The organism is Aminobacter carboxidus, from assembly GCF_014863355.1.
GTDB lineage: Bacteria > Pseudomonadota > Alphaproteobacteria > Rhizobiales > Rhizobiaceae > Aminobacter > Aminobacter carboxidus.
In genome coordinates, this window is record NZ_JACZEP010000014.1 from 87,254 (window position 1) to 103,998 (window position 16,745).

The 16,745-nt window shown below is 62.5% G+C and carries 17 protein-coding genes; 11 read left to right on the plus strand and 6 right to left on the minus strand.

The window, feature by feature from the left end; all coding sequences use genetic code 11:
- The first annotated feature begins 14 nt into the window (after nt 1-14).
- Nucleotides 15-368 carry a hypothetical protein gene (locus IHE39_RS26795; protein ID WP_192568635.1) on the plus strand — a complete coding sequence of 118 codons (354 nt, stop codon included), beginning with the start codon at nt 15-17 and terminating at the stop codon, nt 366-368.
- Nucleotides 365-868, plus strand: a complete 504-nt coding sequence (locus tag IHE39_RS26800; RefSeq protein WP_192568636.1) for a hypothetical protein — start codon at nt 365-367, stop codon at nt 866-868. Before IHE39_RS26795 ends, IHE39_RS26800 begins: the two co-directional genes overlap by 4 nt.
- A gap of 42 nt (nt 869-910) precedes the next feature.
- Here IHE39_RS26800 and choV read toward each other — a convergent pair whose 3' ends face one another.
- From choV to choX, 3 genes are all read right to left on the minus strand, one after another.
- Nucleotides 911-2,092, minus strand: coding sequence for a choline ABC transporter ATP-binding protein (gene choV, locus IHE39_RS26805; RefSeq protein WP_184766791.1), 1,182 nt, complete (start codon nt 2,090-2,092; stop codon nt 911-913).
- Nucleotides 2,089-2,943: a choline ABC transporter permease subunit gene (gene choW / locus IHE39_RS26810; RefSeq protein WP_184766790.1), complete on the minus strand. Its 855-nt coding sequence runs from the start codon at nt 2,941-2,943 to the stop codon at nt 2,089-2,091. Before choW ends, choV begins: the two co-directional genes overlap by 4 nt.
- Before the next feature lie 128 nt (nt 2,944-3,071).
- Nucleotides 3,072-4,007, minus strand: a complete 936-nt coding sequence (gene choX, locus IHE39_RS26815) for a choline ABC transporter substrate-binding protein (RefSeq protein WP_192568637.1) — start codon at nt 4,005-4,007, stop codon at nt 3,072-3,074.
- Nucleotides 4,008-4,219: 212 nt separating this feature from the next.
- Between choX and IHE39_RS26820 the strand changes: the two genes are divergently transcribed.
- From IHE39_RS26820 to IHE39_RS26855, 8 genes are all read left to right on the plus strand, one after another.
- On the plus strand, nt 4,220-4,834 hold the full coding sequence (locus tag IHE39_RS26820) for a thymidine kinase (protein WP_192568638.1): 615 nt from the start codon (nt 4,220-4,222) through the stop codon (nt 4,832-4,834).
- A gap of 105 nt (nt 4,835-4,939) precedes the next feature.
- Nucleotides 4,940-6,028, plus strand: coding sequence for a hypothetical protein (locus tag IHE39_RS26825; protein WP_184766787.1), 1,089 nt, complete (start codon nt 4,940-4,942; stop codon nt 6,026-6,028).
- A gap of 225 nt (nt 6,029-6,253) precedes the next feature.
- The gene (locus tag IHE39_RS26830) at nt 6,254-7,402 is read left to right on the plus strand and encodes a hypothetical protein (RefSeq protein WP_192568639.1); all 1,149 of its coding nucleotides are present in this window, start codon (nt 6,254-6,256) and stop codon (nt 7,400-7,402) included.
- 194 nt (nt 7,403-7,596) lie between these two features.
- A complete protein-coding gene (locus tag IHE39_RS26835) occupies nt 7,597-9,507 on the plus strand; it encodes an AAA family ATPase (RefSeq protein WP_192568640.1) in 1,911 nt (636 codons plus the stop codon).
- Nucleotides 9,500-9,862 carry an endonuclease domain-containing protein gene (locus IHE39_RS26840; RefSeq protein ID WP_246470495.1) on the plus strand — a complete coding sequence of 121 codons (363 nt, stop codon included), beginning with the start codon at nt 9,500-9,502 and terminating at the stop codon, nt 9,860-9,862. Before IHE39_RS26835 ends, IHE39_RS26840 begins: the two co-directional genes overlap by 8 nt.
- Before the next feature lie 65 nt (nt 9,863-9,927).
- Nucleotides 9,928-11,214, plus strand: a complete 1,287-nt coding sequence (locus IHE39_RS26845; RefSeq protein ID WP_184766784.1) for a DUF6638 family protein — start codon at nt 9,928-9,930, stop codon at nt 11,212-11,214.
- 11 nt (nt 11,215-11,225) lie between these two features.
- Entirely contained in the window at nt 11,226-12,350 is a 1,125-nt protein-coding gene (locus IHE39_RS26850) for a DUF2333 family protein (protein WP_184766783.1), read from the plus strand.
- Nucleotides 12,351-12,576: 226 nt separating this feature from the next.
- Nucleotides 12,577-14,256, plus strand: a complete 1,680-nt coding sequence (locus IHE39_RS26855) for a formate--tetrahydrofolate ligase (protein WP_192566947.1) — start codon at nt 12,577-12,579, stop codon at nt 14,254-14,256.
- Between the two features lie 62 nt (nt 14,257-14,318).
- Here the strand turns inward: IHE39_RS26855 and IHE39_RS26860 are convergent, their stop codons facing one another.
- Together IHE39_RS26860 and IHE39_RS26865 are read right to left on the minus strand one after the other, a co-directional pair.
- Nucleotides 14,319-14,453, minus strand: a complete 135-nt coding sequence (locus IHE39_RS26860) for a MerR family DNA-binding transcriptional regulator (RefSeq protein ID WP_184769814.1) — start codon at nt 14,451-14,453, stop codon at nt 14,319-14,321.
- A gap of 135 nt (nt 14,454-14,588) precedes the next feature.
- Nucleotides 14,589-15,710: an acyl-CoA dehydrogenase family protein gene (locus IHE39_RS26865; RefSeq protein WP_192568646.1), complete on the minus strand. Its 1,122-nt coding sequence runs from the start codon at nt 15,708-15,710 to the stop codon at nt 14,589-14,591.
- A 218-nt stretch (nt 15,711-15,928) separates the two neighbouring features.
- Here IHE39_RS26865 and IHE39_RS26870 point away from each other — a divergent pair, with 218 nt between their 5' ends.
- A complete protein-coding gene (locus IHE39_RS26870) occupies nt 15,929-16,621 on the plus strand; it encodes a winged helix-turn-helix transcriptional regulator (RefSeq protein ID WP_184769837.1) in 693 nt (230 codons plus the stop codon).
- Here the strand turns inward: IHE39_RS26870 and IHE39_RS31195 are convergent.
- The coding region (locus tag IHE39_RS31195; protein WP_192568641.1) for an integrase core domain-containing protein at nt 16,618-16,745 on the minus strand (128 nt) is incomplete at its 5' end. The two genes, IHE39_RS26870 and IHE39_RS31195, sit on opposite strands and share 4 nt — an antisense overlap.

Consider the following 16,745-nt stretch of genomic DNA (forward strand, 5'->3'; position numbering starts at 1 on the left):
AAATCGAGAGTTCCATGAAAAGAGCGATTGCATTGATGATGTGCGGCGTGCTCGCCGCATGCAGCCAGACGACGTCGACAACCAGCACCACCAAAACAGCCGGCGCGCCAAAGGCCGCGGCGCAACTGGCCCCCAAGGGCAAGAAACTGACAGCAGCACAGCGCTGCGAGGAAGCCATGCGCAAGGCAACCCAGGCGCAGACAAACGCCGCCATGCTCGGCGGCGCGCTGTCGATGGTCGGCGGCCTGGGCGGCTTTGGCCGCGGCGGCGCGATCGCCGGCTCGGTGGCCTCGGTCGGCGGCTCGCTGGTTCAGGCCAAGGCGCAGAACGACGCCGACACGGCGCTGAACACGGAGTGCATGGGATGAGCGCCAACCTGAAACGCCACATTGCCGGCGGCCTGCTGGCAGCGAGCCTGGCGCTCGGCGCGCTGGTGCTGCCGGCTCGCGCATTGACGCTGGAAGAAGCCGGCAAGGTGGTGCAGCTGCTCGGCGAGCTTGAGCCGGAGCTCGGCCGCCTCGCCTATGACGAAGAAGAAGCCGACCAGTGGTTCGACGACGATGCCGGACTTGAAGGCCGCATCGCCAAGGCCGGCTTCGACAGGGAAAGCTGGAAGCAGGCGCTCGGCGCCACCTTTCGCGGCTATCTCGCGACGATCGCCGCAGAACACTTCGAGGCGACCTTCTCGGGCCTGACGGAAAAGGTCGACGCCAGCGACCTGAACGCCGATCAGAAGGCCGAGATGCGCAGCTTCGTCGAAACCAAGATCGCCGAGACGCGAGCCCTGCGCGCCGAAGGCGCGCGTTATGTCGACGCCGTTCAGCCTTATGCGGCGAGGCTGAACGAGTTGCTGGGTGATGACGAGTGAGGCTTCTTTCCTTCTCCCCGTTCCCGGGGATGAAGAAAGCTGTCACCGCCTCAGCACCGCTGACAACACGTCGCGGATGCCGATCGCGCCGACGAAGCGGGACTGGTCGTCGAACAGCGCCACCGGCGATGTCTGCGAACGATGCATGGCGAGCATGACCAGCTTGAGCGAGGTGCCGGGCTTGGCCCAGAAGACATGCGAGGTCTCGTCGGCCGACTTGTCGATGTCGTCGACCGAAACCCAGACGGCCGGCTGGCCGTTGCGCTCGGCGGCGGCGACAAGGCCCTGCGCATCGATCTTGAAGCGCGTGGTCTTGCGCCGGTCGAGCCAGAGCCAGCCCTCGCCGGCATCTTCGAGGTCGCGGCGGTCGCGCATGACGTTCCACGCCGTCAGAACCGACAGCGGGTTCACATTGGCGATGAAGTCGCGGACATAGTCGTTGGCCGGGCGCAGCACGATGTCTTCGGGCGGGCCGGACTGGACGATGCGGCCGCCCTCCATGATGGTGATGGTGTTGCCGATCTTGAGCGCTTCCTCGAGATCGTGGCTGACGAAGATGATTGTCTTCTTCAGCGTCTTCTGCAGCTGCAGAAGCTCGTCCTGCAGTTTGGTGCGGATCAGCGGATCAAGCGCCGAGAACGGCTCGTCCATCAGCAGGATCGGCGCTTCGGTGGCGAAGGCCCGGGCCAGGCCGACGCGCTGCTGCATGCCGCCCGACAGCTCATGGGCGTACTTCTTCGCCCATGGCGTCAGGTTGACCAGGTCGAGCTGCTTGCCGACCTTCTCCTTGCGCTCGGGGTCCGGCATGCCAGCGAGTTCGAGGCCGAGGCCGACGTTTTCTTCGACGGTGCGCCAGGGCAGCAGGCCGAACTGCTGGAACACCATGGCGACCTGATGCTGGCGCAGGCGGCGTAAAGTAGCCTCGTCGCAGGATACGACGTCGACCATCTTGTCGCCGTCCTTGACCATGACCTGGCCGCGCGAAACGATGTTGAGACGGTTGACGGCGCGCAGCAGCGTCGACTTGCCGGAGCCGGACAGCCCCATCAGGACGGAAATCTCGCCCTCGTTGATGGTCAGGTTGGCGCCGGCGCAGCCCAGCACGTTGCCGGTCTTTTCGAGGATCTCGGCGCGGGTGGCACCCTTGTCGAGCATGGCGAGCGACGTGGTGGTATCGGCACCGAAGACGATGTCGACATTCTTAAAATCGACGGCAACGTTCATTTCTTGCCTCCCACGCCGATGCGCGTCATGCGGTCGAGAACGATGGCGAGCACGACGATCGCCAGGCCCGCTTCAAGTCCGAGGTCGATCTTGCGCGAACCGAGCGCACGGTTGATTTCAGTACCGAGGCCGCCGGCGCCGATGAGGGCGGCGAACACCACCATCGACAGTGACAGCATGATGCACTGGGTCAACCCCGCCATGATGGTTGGCAGGGCGGCCGGCAGCTCGACCTTCCACAGCAGCTGCCGCTTGGTGGCGCCAAAGGCCTGGCCGGCCTCGATGATCGCAGTCGGCACCGAGGTGACGCCGAGATGTGTCAGGCGCACTGCGGTCGGAATGACGAAGATGATGGTGACGATGAGGCCAGGCGCGTTGCCGAGGCCGAACAAGGTAAGCACGGGGATCAGGTAGACGAAGGTCGGCAGCGTCTGCATCAAGTCGAGCACCGGCAGCATGATGCGGTAGACCTTGGGCTTGTGCGCCGCCCAGATGCCGAGCGGGACGCCGATGGCCATCGAGGCGGCGGCGGCGGCAACGACAAGTACCAGCGTTTCGACCGTCTGCTTCCACAGGCCCTGGTTGATGATAAACAGCAGACCGAGCGCCACGCCGATAGCCAGTGCCCGCGAACGCTGCAGATACCAGGCGAGAGCCGCGACCAGCGCCACGACCACCACCGGAGGCAGCAGCAGCAGCCCGTCGACAAGCCCGTCGAGCAACAGGTTGAGCCCGTTGGAAAAGCCGCGAAAGATGGCGTTGAAGTTGTCGGTCAGGAAGGTGAAGAACGCCTTGCCCCACAGGCCGATCGGAATCTTGTAGGCAGCCAGCAAGTTCGATACCGGATCCATCTGTCCCCTCTCTATTGCTTACGCAGGCACCGGTCGCGCCGGCGCTTCTCGCTTAACTTGATACGAAAAAGGGCAGCTGTCTCGCTTGGCTGCCCTTCTTCATGTCATTTTGAGGCAATAACGGCAGATCAGCTCGCCAGTGCAGCCTTCACCGCAGCCGCAGCATCGCCACCATCGAAGGTGGTGACGCCGTTGAGCCAGGGCGTTGCCGCATCCGGGTTGGCTTTGAGCCAGTCCTTGGCAACGTCATTGGCGTTGCCACCCTTGAGGATGGCATCCATCATGGTGCCTTCCATCTCCAGGTTGAACTTCAGATTGCCGAGCAGCTTGCCGACATTCGGGCATTCGGCGACGTAGCCCTTGCGCACGTTGGTGCTGACGGTGGCAGCACCAAAGCCCGAGTCGCCCATGCCATCGAGATAGGCGATCTTCATGGCGCCCATGACGGGATGTGGCGTCCAGCCCAGGAAGGCGATCCATTCATTGGCCTTCATCGACTGTTCGGCCTGGGTCAGCATGCCGGCTTCCGACGATTCGACCAGCTCGAAGCCGGCGAGATTGTTCTCGGGCTTGGAGATCATGTCGAGGATGATGCGGTTGCCGTCGTTGCCGGCTTCGATGCCGTAGATCTTGCCGGCGAACTTGTCCTTGAACTTGCCGAGATCGGTCAGCGTCTTGACCCCGCCTTCGGCGACATAGCTCGGCACGACGATGCCGTAACCGGCGCCAGACAGGTTTTCGCCGATGGTCTCGACAGAGCCGTCGGCGACATATTCCTTGATGTCGGCTGTCATCGACGGCATCCAGTTGCCGAGGAAGACGTCGAGGTCCTTGTTCTTCAGCGAAGCATAGGTGACCGGAACCGAGAGCTGGATGACTTCCGGCTCGTAGCCGAGCACGGTCAGAAGCACCGACGCGACGCCGGTGGTGGCCTGAATGTCGGTCCAACCGACATCGGACAGGCGCACTTTCTTGCAACTTTCGGCGTCGCCCGCAAAGGCGGCACCAGCAGTCATGACCGCCGATACGCCGATTGCGGCGGCGAGTAGTTTCATGCGCGACATATGGAATCTCCCATTCGTATTTTTGACGGCAACGCGGTATTGTTGTTGTTCGTCTTTGTCGCGAGCCAAACACCATTTTCCTTTGGATTCAAGTGACATGACGCAACGACAGACGCCGCCGGCTGATCCATCAGCGACATCGCAGAGGTTTTTTGCGGTGGATGGCAGGGCTGGCCCCTCCCCGCGCCCGACGGCTTCTGATTAGAAGAACCATGGCCAAGCTCTATTTCCACTACGCCACGATGAATGCCGGCAAGACGACGATGCTGCTGCAGGCGTCCTACAACTACCGCGAGCGCGGCATGACGACGATGCTGTTCGTCGCCGGCCACTACGCCAAGGGCGACACCGGCTACATCTCATCGCGCATCGGGCTCGAAGCGGGTGCTGAGATGTTCCGCAGCGGCGACGACCTTTATGCCCGCATCGCCGAGCACCACCAGCACACCAATGTGCACTGCATCTTCGTCGACGAGGCGCAGTTCCTGGAGGAAGAGCAGGTCTGGCAGCTGGCGCGCGTCGCCGACCGGCTTGGCATACCGGTCATGTGCTACGGCCTGCGTACCGACTTCCAGGGCAATCTGTTCTCCGGCTCGCGCGCCTTGCTCGCCATTGCCGACGACCTGCGCGAGGTGCGCACCATCTGCCGCTGCGGCCGCAAGGCGACGATGGTCGTGCGCCTCGGCCCCGACGGCAAAGTGGCGCGCCAGGGCGAGCAGGTTGCGATCGGCAAGGACGTCTATGTCTCGCTATGCCGGCGTCACTGGGAAGAAGAGATGGGCCGCGCCCAGCCCGACGACTTCATCGGATTTGCCACGCGCAGCTAAGTAGCTTCACCTTAAATCTTTTCGCCGGGCGCTAGCGTCTTTCAATCGCAAGATGCGCCACATATATTCGGCGGCACTGTCCCGCATTCGACACCGGAGGAACGTATGGCAACGCTGCAGAATTTCGATGCCGAGATCGCCAAGACCAAGCAGGTCGTGGAGGACATGCGGAGCAAGATCGAGCAATCGGGCACCGTGCTCGACAAGATTGCCACGACCGACGCCAAGATCGGCGCCTCCGACTTCGACATCGAGAACGCGCGCATCCAGGACGTGCTCAAGCAGCAGAAGGTGATGGAAGGCAACATCGCCGACCTGATCATCGGTCTCGAGGATGCCACCAACGTATTCGGCACCGAATTCGAGAGCATGAAGAGCTTCACCGGCTGGGAAACCTTCGTCGGCATCTTCTCGGATTCGAGCAAGCAGCGCATGCGCACCGACCGCGTCCGCAACATGTCGCTGGCGGGCAACTTGCAGGAACTGCTGGTCAAGTCCGACACCATCGTCGGTATCCTGAAGGCCCAGAAGCAGGTGCTCGACGAGCGTTACAAGACCTCAGAGGCCAGCCTTTCCCAGGTGATCGAGCGCCGCAAGGTGACGATGTCAAACCTCGAAGCAACCCAGAAGCGCATCGAGGAACTGAACCCGCTGCTGCTCGACATCGAAAACAAGATCGCGGCATCGACCAGCCAGAAAGAGCGCACCGAGCTCGAATCCGAGCGCTCCAAGCTCGCCACCGAATACAACGAGAAGCAGGCCAAGGAGCAGGAGATCCTGGCCGAAAGCCAGACGCTCGAACGCTACACCTCGATGTTCCAGACCTTCGTCGATTCGCTCAACAACCAGATCGCGGCGCAGGCAACGCTGATCAACAAGCTGACCATCGATACCGAGCAGCGCATCGTGCTCTACAAGGCGCTCGAAGATTCGCTGAAGACGGCAGCGCAGCAGGACGTGGCCCACAAGATCAACACGCTGGGCTCGAAGGTCGACAACACCGCCGAGGAGACCATGGCCGGCATCGGTGCTGCCGCCCAGAAGCACATTGGCGACCTGCTTGAACTGCACGAGAAGAACATGGTGGCGACCGCCGACATCCAGCGCCGCAAGAAGCTGGCCGACGACGCCTTCGCCCGTCGCTTCGAGGATGTGCTGAAAAAGCACAACGCCTCGGATTACGTGCAGAGCTGAGACGGCAACATAGATAAAAGCTTCGCGCTCTATGACACCCCCCTCTGTCCTGCCGGACATCTCCCCCGCAAGGGGGGAGATTAGCTGCAACCTCCGCCCTGCCAGTTCTCGAACGCCGAAGATTGGCCGAGGCCGAGCTGAAGGCCAATCTCCCCCCTTGCGGGGGAGATGTCCGGCAGGACAGAGGGGGGTGGGACGGAACGCAAGCACAGCAGGCACGGCAGCATGACCCCCACCGACGATCCCGCCGTCCGCTATTTCGACGCCATAGCGGCAGCGCTGAGCGGGCTCGAAATCTTCATGCGCGACGACCGCTCGCCGCTCTACCGGCACGGCATCGTCGCCAAGGTGGCGGCTGCCTACATCTCGCGGCTGGAGCGCTCCTTCGCTTGCTGGCGCAACCGGCTCGGCTTCATGGAGACGTTCAAGATTTCGCGCGCCGAAAGCGGCTTTCCGGTGTTCCAGAACGTGCTCGAACTGGAAAACGACCGAAAGACGGCTGCGCAGCGGCTGGCCTCCATTCCGCCATCGGGCGAGTTGCGCGAGGAGATGGCCGACTTCATCTTGCGCCACAAGGAGTTTCCCGAAGCGCTGCAGCGCTCGATGGCCGAGCGGCTCTATCTCGAAGACGTCAAGGACGGCGTAACCTTCTCGCCGTTCATCCTGGCGCAGACGGCCAAGGTGTCGGTCAATCCGAAGTCGATGCGGCCCTACTACCTGGTCCATTGGGGCAGCTTCGACGGCACCGCCAACCTGCCGCTGATCTATATGGCGACCGTGGAGGATTCCTCCGAGGCGATGGTCGAACAGCTAGTCGACACCGAAAGCGGCAAGCTCAACGATGGGATCGAGATCCCGCTGCCCGTTGACGGCTTGCTCAATCCCGAACTCGCCCACCGCTTCGACGATTTCACCGAGAAGAACTCGGCCTACTCGCTATCGCCGCTGACGGTCGCGACCAATCTCGACAAGGATTTCCCCGAGCTGCACCCCAAGCAGCTCAGGCGCATGGTGCTGGGGCCGTTCTATTCGGCCGGCATCACCGAGCATAATTCGACGGTCAGCGAAGTGCTGTCCAAGGTGCGCAAGGCCGAAAACGCCTGGCTTTTGACCTGGACCATCCAGGAGGTCTACTCCAAGGCCGAAAAGCCCGGACGCAAGGGGCTGTGGTCGAGCGAGCCGGCGAGCGAGGAATTCTTCATCAACACCGACGATCTCGAAGCCGCACGCCAGGGCGTGTCGAGCTACGAGAAGCACGCGCTGATCCCTCACGAGGCCTACCAGGCGCTGTATGCCGCCGGCGAAGCCGAGAAGATCTTCGCGGGCTACAAGGTGCACATCCTGTCGAAGGGACAGGTGATTAGCGATGTCTGAGGGCAAAGGCATCGACCCCCACTCCGTCTCGGCTTCGCCTCGACACCTCTCCCCCGTTCGACGAGGGAGAGGAAATGCCGACATCCAGCGCCGCGCCTTTGCTTTCCCTCCGAAGGGGGGAGAGGTGCTGAGCGGGGCGAGGCGGAGTGGGGAAGCCCTTGCAGGATTAACGCACCGATAGCGGGAGAAATCTGATGGACACCGGCCTGACCACGATTTCCGAAGCCGACATCGAAAAGCATCGCGCCACCGCGCAGAGCTTCATCACCCGCATCGTCGTGCTGGAGGATTCCTCCGGCCAGTCGGGCACCGCCCTTGCCGGCACCAACCGCCGCTTCGTTTCGACGGTGTCGGCCGGCTCGATCCGCAAGACGCGCGAAGTCGAGCTGCAGAAGACCGTCACCGCGATCCGCCCCGACGACCAGCTGATGTCGATCCCGCAGCACACGCTGTTGTTCCGCGCCAGACGCGGCATCGCGGTGGCGCTTGCCGTCTCCGACATCTTCTCGCGCTCGTCCGATCTCGAAGCGCTGCAGGCAAAGAACGCGCGCGCCCCGCTCGAAGGCGACGAGGCCAGCCACTTCAAGAAGCTGCTGTCAGCATCGGCCTATGTCGCGGCCTTCACGCTTGCCTCCTACCTCGCCCAGCTGATCGACAGCGACGGCGAGGCGCCCAATGACGTCAACGAGCCCGACTTCCTGTTCGACACGCCGCAGGACGCCGTCAAGTCGATCGTCTCGGGCCTCGACCGGGCGCTTTCGGGTGCCAAGGACGACGCCGACCTTTTGACCCGCGGCCGCGCCTTTGCGCGCGTCGCGATCGAGGGCCTGCTCCAGCGCAAGGGCCGTTTCGACGGGCTCGGCGCCTTCGAGAATGCCCATATCCGCATCGACGCCGACGACTTCACCCTCGACGGCTTCGACGTCGCCCCAGGCAAGAAGTCGAAGCCGCTGGTGATGACCTTCAAGCAGCCGCAAGAGGTCGTCGGCAACCACATCGCCAAGTTCCAGTCGGTCCGCCTCGCCAAGATGCTGATGGCCTATGATTTCGAGCGCGAGCTGAACCCGTTCGTCGAGCTCGGCGGCTTCCTGTTCACCTTCATCGGCGACGGCGCGCCAGGTACCGGCAAGACGACGCTGATCCAGATGATCGCCGGCCTCGTCAACAATTACTGCCAGGTCGCCGGCTATCCCTTCTCCTATGAGAATTTCGGCGTCGACCAGATCTCGTCCTATCAGGGCAAATCGGGCCAGAACTGCCGCCAGTTCATCAACAACGTACTGAACCCACGCGCCATCGGCTTCGGCACCGTCGACGACATCGACCAGGTGGCGGCCAAGCGCTCCGACGACCGCGCTTCCGCCGGCCAGCAGGAAATCACCGGCGTCCTGATGGACGCTTTTGCCGGTGCCGGCACCGTTGTGCGCGGCAATTGCTCGTTCGGCATGTTCTCCAACTATCCCGAAAACGTAGACGACGCGTTGCGCCAGCGCGCCGGTGCGCGCTGGCTGGTCGACGGCCCGCAGACGCGCGACGACTACATCGACATCTTCGTCCTGCTCGCCGGCAAGAACCACAAGATCCCGCTGGGCGAACATGAGCTTTACGCCGCGCAGGAAATCCAGCGCGCCGTGACCGAAGCCTATGAGGAGCATGCCAAGCCGCAGGAAGACGGGTTGGAAAAGGTGTTCGAGCGCTTCATGAAGGACAATGGCGCGCCCAAGACGCTGGCCGATATCGGCACCTACCTGCACATGATCAAGGAAGCCGAGCCGCGCTTCACCGGTCGCGCCATCAAGAACGTCACCGACGCGATCAAGATGCGCGCCATGGACATCGAGCTGCCGGACGAGTGGTTTGAAAAGCCCGAAGCCTTCATGCACAAGGGCTACGACGAGAAAAAGGCGATGATCGAGGAGCTGCGCGGGCCGTTCTCGATGGACATGGTGATGCAGGAGATCAACCGCTACGCCGATAGCGAATTCCGCTATTCCGACAAATCAGACGATGCTGCGGTGTCGAAGCTGCTCCGCGACGCAAGGCTGCGCGAACGCGCGGCGAAGGAGATGGAAGAGCTGAAGTCCAAGGGGCTGTGGAATGCTTGATCTTTCCTTCTCCCCGTACACGGGGAGAAGGTGCCCGAAGGGCTTGAACGGCTATGAGTTCATTCGCCCGATGCCAATCGGACCCTATTTCGCTGACTTCGCCTGCCGAGAAGCCAATCTCGTGGTCGAGGTTGATGGCAGCCAACACGCGCACGACACACGGGATGCGCATCGTGACGAGACTATGAATCGAAACGGATGGTCAGTGATCAGAGTTTGGCACATCGATGTGCTCCAGCAACGCAAGCAGGTGCTGGACACGATTGTTGCCGTGCTTGACGGTCGGCTCGACAGCAAGACAATTGCCCTGGGTCTTAAGTTTCTTCCTGCGCATTCGAACGAGGATCACCTGTGAAACTTGGTGCCGCCCCTCATCCGCCCTTTGGGCACCTTCTCCCCGTAAACGGGGAGAAGGAATAGATGGACCTCCTCCGCGACAACGAACTCATCTACGGGCGACTGCTTCCGGTCGACGAACCGCATTTGATCGACCGCTACAACAAGGCGCTGACGGCGTTCGGGCTCAAGCCGACGAAGCTGAAGAGTTTCGAGATCGACCGAACCGGCTTTTCGCCCGAGATCGCCGAGGAACTCGGCGACTACCAGTATCTCGATCCCAACGAGATCAACCGCCGCTTCATCATCCTGACGCCGTCGCAGATCGACCTGCCGGTGGTGCACACGGCGTTTTCCAACACCTCGCAGCTGCTGTTCGAGTTCATGTCAAAGAACCAGCGTGCCATCGACGCGCTGACGATCAAGGACGTGATCTATGGCGAGATCGAGGACTCGGTGTCCAAGGTCGAGGACATTGAGGACCTGCTGTCGATCAACCAGGTCGAGTTCCGCGTGCTTTCGGCCGAGGATGTGCTGGGCAAGGCAGCCGAGCTCGGCAAGCTAGTCGACAAGCTCAAGCAGGAACCCGAGGCCTGGCGCGACGACGCCATGCTCCAACGCATGGTCGAGCTGGCCAAGGTCTGCGGCGACATCCGCGAGAACGCGCTGGTGCCTGACCAGGTGATCTTTCGCCACAACGCGTTCTGGACCAGCCATTTCGGCGGACTGTACGTCTTTGTCGATCCCGATGTGACGACAGTCATTTCCGACCCGTCGGCACCCGGCTTCCGCCGCTCGCGACCGTGGCAGGTGAGCTATCTCTCGATCAAGGACGCCGACAAGGTGTTCAAGTTCCTGGCCTCGACCGGGCGGCTCGATTTGCCGCGCGCCTCGTGGATCGAAAGCTCCGGCTATCTCGAGCACCGCGCCGAAATGGCGGTGCGGGCGCTGATCCGCGAAGCCGAACCGAAGCGCGACATCGGCAAGGTCGACAAGGTCTGGCTGCAGACCTGGATCCACAGCCACGCCGATGTCATCAACCGCGACGGCAACTTCCCCTTCCTCAACGCCGCCAAGCGCGAGATCGCCCAGCTCGGCCAGCTAAGGCTCGAAGAAGTGTTTCCGCTGCATCGCTTCCTGGTGGTTCGGGCCAAGACCGACCATCCCGACGCCTGGCTGACCAACCGGCTGATCTCCGAATTCGTGCCGTCGGACTTCGTCTCGCGCTACGTCTTCAACAAGCAGGGCTTCTACAAGGACTATGAAGAGCTCAACGAGACCTGGCGATCCAATGTTGTCGACACGCTGAAAAGCACATATCTGAAAGACAAGGCGGCGTTCCGCGCACAGCTCTACGGCCTGACCGACTGAGGGGGTTCCATATGCTTGATCCGATCGTGAATTTCTTCACCCGGATGTTCCAGCTGATCGGCCGCGGCCTCGGCTTCGTCATCGGCATATTGCTGTGGCCGTTCATGTGGCTCGGCCGCTGGTACCTGCAGCGCGGCTTCATCCTCAAGGCTGTGGTTGGCGCGGCGATCGCCGGCCTGGTGGCATTGTATGGCTATTTCGTCTGGAACACCCAGGCTTGGACGAATTTCGATCCCGACTACGTCGCCAAGCATAATTTCGAGAACCGCAACGTTTCGGCCGGTGAGCAGATCGTCGCCGGCGCCGGCACCGACACGGCCAAGACCTGCGGCCGCTCGGCGATCGCCGACATTTCGGCGGAACTGACCAATTTCAACGTCAACGAGAACGCCTGGATCTCGTCGATGATCCTCTACAAGACCGGCCTGTTCGGGTTGCCGTGGGATCACACGCCGTTCCTCGACAACAAGGCCTCGTTCCAGCGCGGCATCAACCAGGCGATCCGCCGCACGACGACGGAACTCGCCGACAATCTTGGCCGCGTGCGCGGCACCAGCCAGGTCGATTCCGACCTCCAGGATGCGCGCGGCAACATGCAGTTCGACGAATACACCTGGTATTTCGGCCTGACCCCGTTCGGCCCGAAGACGCCGACGCCAAGCTACTATCGTTCGGCGATCAAGAGCCTGAACAATTTCAACGGCCGCCTCGAGAAATGCCAGGCGGTGTTCGACGCCCGCGCCGACAATCTGATCCAGTTCATCGACCGCATCTCCAACGACATCGGCGCCACTTCGGCGATTCTCAAGGACCGGGCCGAGAACTTCAACAATGGCTGGTTCGACCCGCGCGCCGACGACCGCTTCTGGTTCGCCTATGGCCAGCTCTACGGCTATTACGGCCTGCTCAAGGCGACCCATGCCGACTTCGAGGACGTGCTGCGCACCCGCAATCTCGACAATCTGTGGGACACGATGGAACAGCAGACACGCTCGGCGCTGAACATCCAGCCCTTCATCGTCTCCAACGGCGCCGAAGACGGCTGGTTCATGCCCTCGCACCTGATCACCATGGGCTTCTACATCCTGCGCGTGCGCTCAAATCTGGTCGAGATCAGCAACGTGCTGAGCAGGTAGCGAATGGCGAATAGGGAGTAGCGAATAGGGAGCCATGGGATAACGCGCTGTGCACCCACGGCCCCCTACTCACTAGTCCCTGCTCCCTGTTCGCTCTCTCGCCGCTGTCGCAATCCGTGCATTGGGCGGCTGTTTTGAGACGGCAAGAAACGCCGATGTCGCGCTTCTATGGCCGCGACAGCGAAGGCGGCGACGTCATTAGCGTAAACACTGCGGAGGAGCCGTCATGGCCGAATTCAAGACCGACATCGAGATCGCGCGTGCGGCGAAGAAGAAGCAGATCCAGGAGGTCGGCGCCAAGATCGGCATCCCGTCCGAGCATCTTTTGCCTTATGGCCACGACAAGGCGAAGATCTCGGCCGAGTTCATCGCCAATGCACGCAAGAACAAGGACGGCAAGCTGATCCTGGTCACCGCGATCAATCCGACGCCAGCAGGAGAAGGCAAGACCACGACGACGGTGGGCCTTGGCGACGGCTTGAACCGCATCGGCAAGAAGGCGATCGTGTGTATCCGTGAGGCGTCGCTCGGACCCAACTTCGGCGTCAAGGGCGGTGCTGCCGGTGGCGGTTATGCCCAGGTCGTGCCGATGGAGGACATGAACCTCCACTTCACCGGCGACTTCCACGCCATCACCACCGCGCACAATCTTTTGTCGGCGCTGATCGACAACCACATCTACTGGGGCAACGAGCTCGGCATCGACACCCGCCGCGTGGTGTGGCGCCGGGTGATGGACATGAACGACCGGGCGCTGCGCGAGATCAACTGCTCGCTCGGCGGCGTTGCCAACGGTTTTCCGCGTGAAGCCGGCTTCGACATCACAGTTGCCTCCGAAGTCATGGCAATCCTGTGCCTGGCGACCGACCTCAAGGATCTCGAAAAGCGTTTGGGCGACATCATCGTTGCCTATCGCCGCGACAAGACGGCGGTCTATGCCCGCGACCTCAAGGCCGACGGCGCAATGGCGGTGCTGCTCAAGGATGCGGTCCAGCCCAACCTGGTGCAGACGCTGGAAAACAACCCGGCCTTCGTCCATGGCGGCCCGTTCGCCAACATCGCCCATGGCTGCAACTCGGTGGTCGCCACCACCACCGCCCTCAAGCTCGCCGACTATGTCGTCACCGAAGCCGGCTTCGGCGCTGACCTTGGTGCGGAGAAGTTCTTCGACATCAAGTGCCGCAAGGCGGGCCTCAAGCCGGCAGCTGCGGTCATCGTCGCCACCGTGCGCGCCATGAAGATGAATGGCGGCATCAAGAAAGAAGAGCTCGGCAAGGAAAATGTCGATGCGGTGAAGAAGGGCTGCGCCAACCTTGGCCGCCACATCGAGAATGTGAAGCAGTTCGGCGTGCCGGTCGTGGTGGCGATGAACCACTTCGTTTCCGACACCGACGCCGAGATCGCGGCGATGAAGGACTATGTCGCTTCGATGGGTGCCGAAGCGATCCTGTGCAAGCACTGGGCCAAGGGTTCGGCCGGCATCGAGGAGCTCGCCCACAAGGTGGTGCAGCTCGCTGAATCGGGTGCCTCGCAGTTCTCGCCGCTCTATCCCGACGAGATGAAGCTGTTCGACAAGATCGACACCATCGTCAAGCGCATCTATCGCGGCTCGGAGGCGATCGCCGACAAGTCGGTGCGCGACCAGCTGCATGCCTGGGAAGCCGCCGGCTATGGTCACCTGCCGGTGTGCATGGCCAAGACGCAATACTCGTTCTCGACCGACCCGAACCTGCGCGGCGCGCCTGTCGACCATGTCGTGCCGGTGCGTGAGGTCCGCCTTGCAGCCGGTGCCGGCTTCATCGTCGCCATCTGCGGTGAGATCATGACCATGCCCGGCCTGCCCAAGGCACCGTCATCGGAAAAGATCTTCCTCAACGAACAGGGCCAGATCGAAGGACTGTTCTGAGCTTAGGAACAAGCTTGCAGCAACCAAAAAGGGCAAGGCCTGCAGGCCTTGCCCTTTCGATTTCAGGCGGCCTGGCGGCGCGCCCAGGCCTTCATCGCCACCGCGGGCTTGAGCAGACCGATGTCGTGATAGTGATGCAGCGTCCGGACCGTCACGCCGGCAAGCCGCGCCAGTTCACCCACAGTATACGCCTTCATCCGACCATGCCTCCGCAGGACCAGATGAGTAGTCCCTCACGCCGCGTGAGGGTCAAGGGTGCTGAAATGATGCTGGAAATGGATATGGCCGCCGCGATAAGTCGCGGCGGCCGGCTGTCCTGGGAGGGAGTTGACTCAAAAGATCGTGTCGATCGGCAGCCCCAGCGCCATGGCGCCGGCATACTGCGCCTGTGGGCCAGCCTGAAGCGGGTGGAAGCGCGCGGCCTGCATATCGCGGAAGCGGCGTTCGAGCCCCTTGTCGCGGTAGAAGGACGAGCCGCCGGCAAGTTCCATGGCCAGTTCGACGACCTCGAGGCCGTGGCTGGCGACCAGCGCGCGACCGATCATCACCTCGTTGACGCTTTCCGCCGACGGGCTGTTGCGCCCGACCTCCTCGATCATCGCGTGATGAGCCATCTGGGCGGCGCGCAGCGCCGTATCCATGCGGCCGGCGAGGTTGAGCGCCGTCTCGCTCGTTGGCTTCTTCTTCGCGATCTCGACGGCGATGTCGCGCGCGCTCTCGGCGACGCCGAGATAGACGGCGTAGATCAGCGGGAAGGCGACGGTGGCGATGATCTGGAACACCGGGTGCCAGTGACCCGCCGCGCGCGAGAAGCTGACCGACGCGTCCGGCACGAACAGCCCGTCGATGACGACATCGTTGGAACCGGTGCCGCGCATGCCAAGCGTGCGCCAGTTGTCGGCAACGCTGACCTCGGGCGCTCGCATCGGCACGCCGAAATGGATGACCTTTTCAGTGCCATCGGCTTCGCAAGTGATCGCGCCAGTCATCAGGATGTCGCCAGAGGCAGCGCCCGAGGTGAAAACCTTGCGCGCGGTGATGCGATAGCCGCCCTCGACCTTTTCTGCCTTGCCCGAGCCGCCGATCCAGTCGGACCCGCCTGATGACAGCAGGATGAGGTTTTCGGCGGCGACGCGCTTGAGCAGCGGTTCGACGGCGGCGACCTTCTGGTGGCGCCAGCGCCAGGCGGGAATGGCCACCTGATGGGTGTGCATGGCAAAGGCGAGCGCGGTCGAGCCGCAGGCACGCGCCATGATGCGCAGCATTTCCGCAAGCTCGGCCATGTCGGCGCCGCCACCACCGAGTTCGAGCGGCACGCCGGCACTGGCGAGGCCGGCCTTTTTCAAGAGGGCATAATTGTCGGCGACGAAGAAGTCGCCCTCGTCAAACTGCCGTGCCCGCTCGGAAAGGGCCGGAACCAGATCGTGAGCCGCAGCGACCACATCGATCGGCATTGCACCTGTCACGCCGGCAGGTGCCAGCGCAGCGTTATCAAGACTTCTCATCAAGTCGTCTCCTGTTGACCGGCAGGTCAGGCCCAAGGATCGCGCCAACGGCCGCTCCGGTCCAGTTCAGGAACTGAATCGCCAACCGAGCCTGTCGTCCCTATGGGCTAGGTGCGAGCATGCTGCTTTTGCGCTATAAGGCGCGGGTCTCCTGCGAATGGTGCGAGATGAGCGATCGCGGCGGTTACGGCCAGTTTTGCCCGGTTTCGATGGCGTCGGAAGTGCTGTGCACGCGCTGGACGACGCTGGTCGTGCGCGAAATGCTGATGGGGTCGAGCCGTTTCAACGACTTGCGCCGCGGCGTGCCACGCATGTCGCCGGCGCTGCTGTCCAAGCGGCTGAAGGAACTTGAGCGCGCTGGCGTGATCCAGACCGAGCGTGGCGGCGCGGGCAGCGTCGAATACCGGCTGACCGAAGCCGGAGAGGATTTGCGGCCGATCATCCTCGGCCTTGGCGACTGGGGCCATCGCTGGGTCGAATCCCAGCTAACCCTCAGGAATCTCGATCCTTCGCTGCTGATGTGGGACATGCGCCGCAACCTCAACCCGCAGCCCCTGCCGCCAAAACGCTGCACGATTCACTTTCTGTATCCCGAAGTGGCGAAAGCGCAGCAGAATTGGTGGCTGGTGGTCGCCGACGGTGCAGTCGACCTGTGCAATTCCGACCCGGGCTTCGATATCGACCTCGAGGTCAGGGGATCGCTGCGCAGCATGACATCGGTTTGGATGGGACTGTCCAAGCTCAATCAGGAACTCGATTCCGGCCGCTTGGAACTCGATGGCGACGACAAGATCGCCCGCGCCATGCAGGCCTGGCTCGGCTTGAGCAGCTTCGCGCCGCTGGCGCGCCGGGCGCCCTAGCTGTCGTTTCCAAGAAGGTTGTTCAGTCTTTGGAACGGGCTGATGCCGCCGAGTGCAGAGTGTGGGCGCGTTAGGTTGTAGTTTGCTGCCCAGTGGTGAATGGCTTTGGCGCGTTCGTTCGATG

Coding starts and splice junctions, on each gene's coding strand:
- choV (WP_184766791.1), bottom strand. CDS start 2,092: ATGAACGTTGCCGTCGATTTTAAGAATGTCGACATCGTCTTCGGTGCC.
- IHE39_RS26795 (WP_192568635.1), top strand. CDS start 15: ATGAAAAGAGCGATTGCATTGATGATGTGCGGCGTGCTCGCCGCATGC.
- IHE39_RS26800 (WP_192568636.1), top strand. CDS start 365: ATGAGCGCCAACCTGAAACGCCACATTGCCGGCGGCCTGCTGGCAGCG.
- IHE39_RS26860 (WP_184769814.1), bottom strand. CDS start 14,453: ATGAAGGCGTATACTGTGGGTGAACTGGCGCGGCTTGCCGGCGTGACG.
- IHE39_RS26840 (WP_246470495.1), top strand. CDS start 9,500: ATGCTTGATCTTTCCTTCTCCCCGTACACGGGGAGAAGGTGCCCGAAG.
- IHE39_RS26870 (WP_184769837.1), top strand. CDS start 15,929: ATGAGCGATCGCGGCGGTTACGGCCAGTTTTGCCCGGTTTCGATGGCG.
- IHE39_RS26845 (WP_184766784.1), top strand. CDS start 9,928: ATGGACCTCCTCCGCGACAACGAACTCATCTACGGGCGACTGCTTCCG.
- IHE39_RS26820 (WP_192568638.1), top strand. CDS start 4,220: ATGGCCAAGCTCTATTTCCACTACGCCACGATGAATGCCGGCAAGACG.
- IHE39_RS26830 (WP_192568639.1), top strand. CDS start 6,254: ATGACCCCCACCGACGATCCCGCCGTCCGCTATTTCGACGCCATAGCG.
- IHE39_RS26855 (WP_192566947.1), top strand. CDS start 12,577: ATGGCCGAATTCAAGACCGACATCGAGATCGCGCGTGCGGCGAAGAAG.
- choX (WP_192568637.1), bottom strand. CDS start 4,007: ATGTCGCGCATGAAACTACTCGCCGCCGCAATCGGCGTATCGGCGGTC.
- IHE39_RS26850 (WP_184766783.1), top strand. CDS start 11,226: ATGCTTGATCCGATCGTGAATTTCTTCACCCGGATGTTCCAGCTGATC.
- IHE39_RS26835 (WP_192568640.1), top strand. CDS start 7,597: ATGGACACCGGCCTGACCACGATTTCCGAAGCCGACATCGAAAAGCAT.
- IHE39_RS26825 (WP_184766787.1), top strand. CDS start 4,940: ATGGCAACGCTGCAGAATTTCGATGCCGAGATCGCCAAGACCAAGCAG.
- choW (WP_184766790.1), bottom strand. CDS start 2,943: ATGGATCCGGTATCGAACTTGCTGGCTGCCTACAAGATTCCGATCGGC.
- IHE39_RS26865 (WP_192568646.1), bottom strand. CDS start 15,710: ATGCCGATCGATGTGGTCGCTGCGGCTCACGATCTGGTTCCGGCCCTT.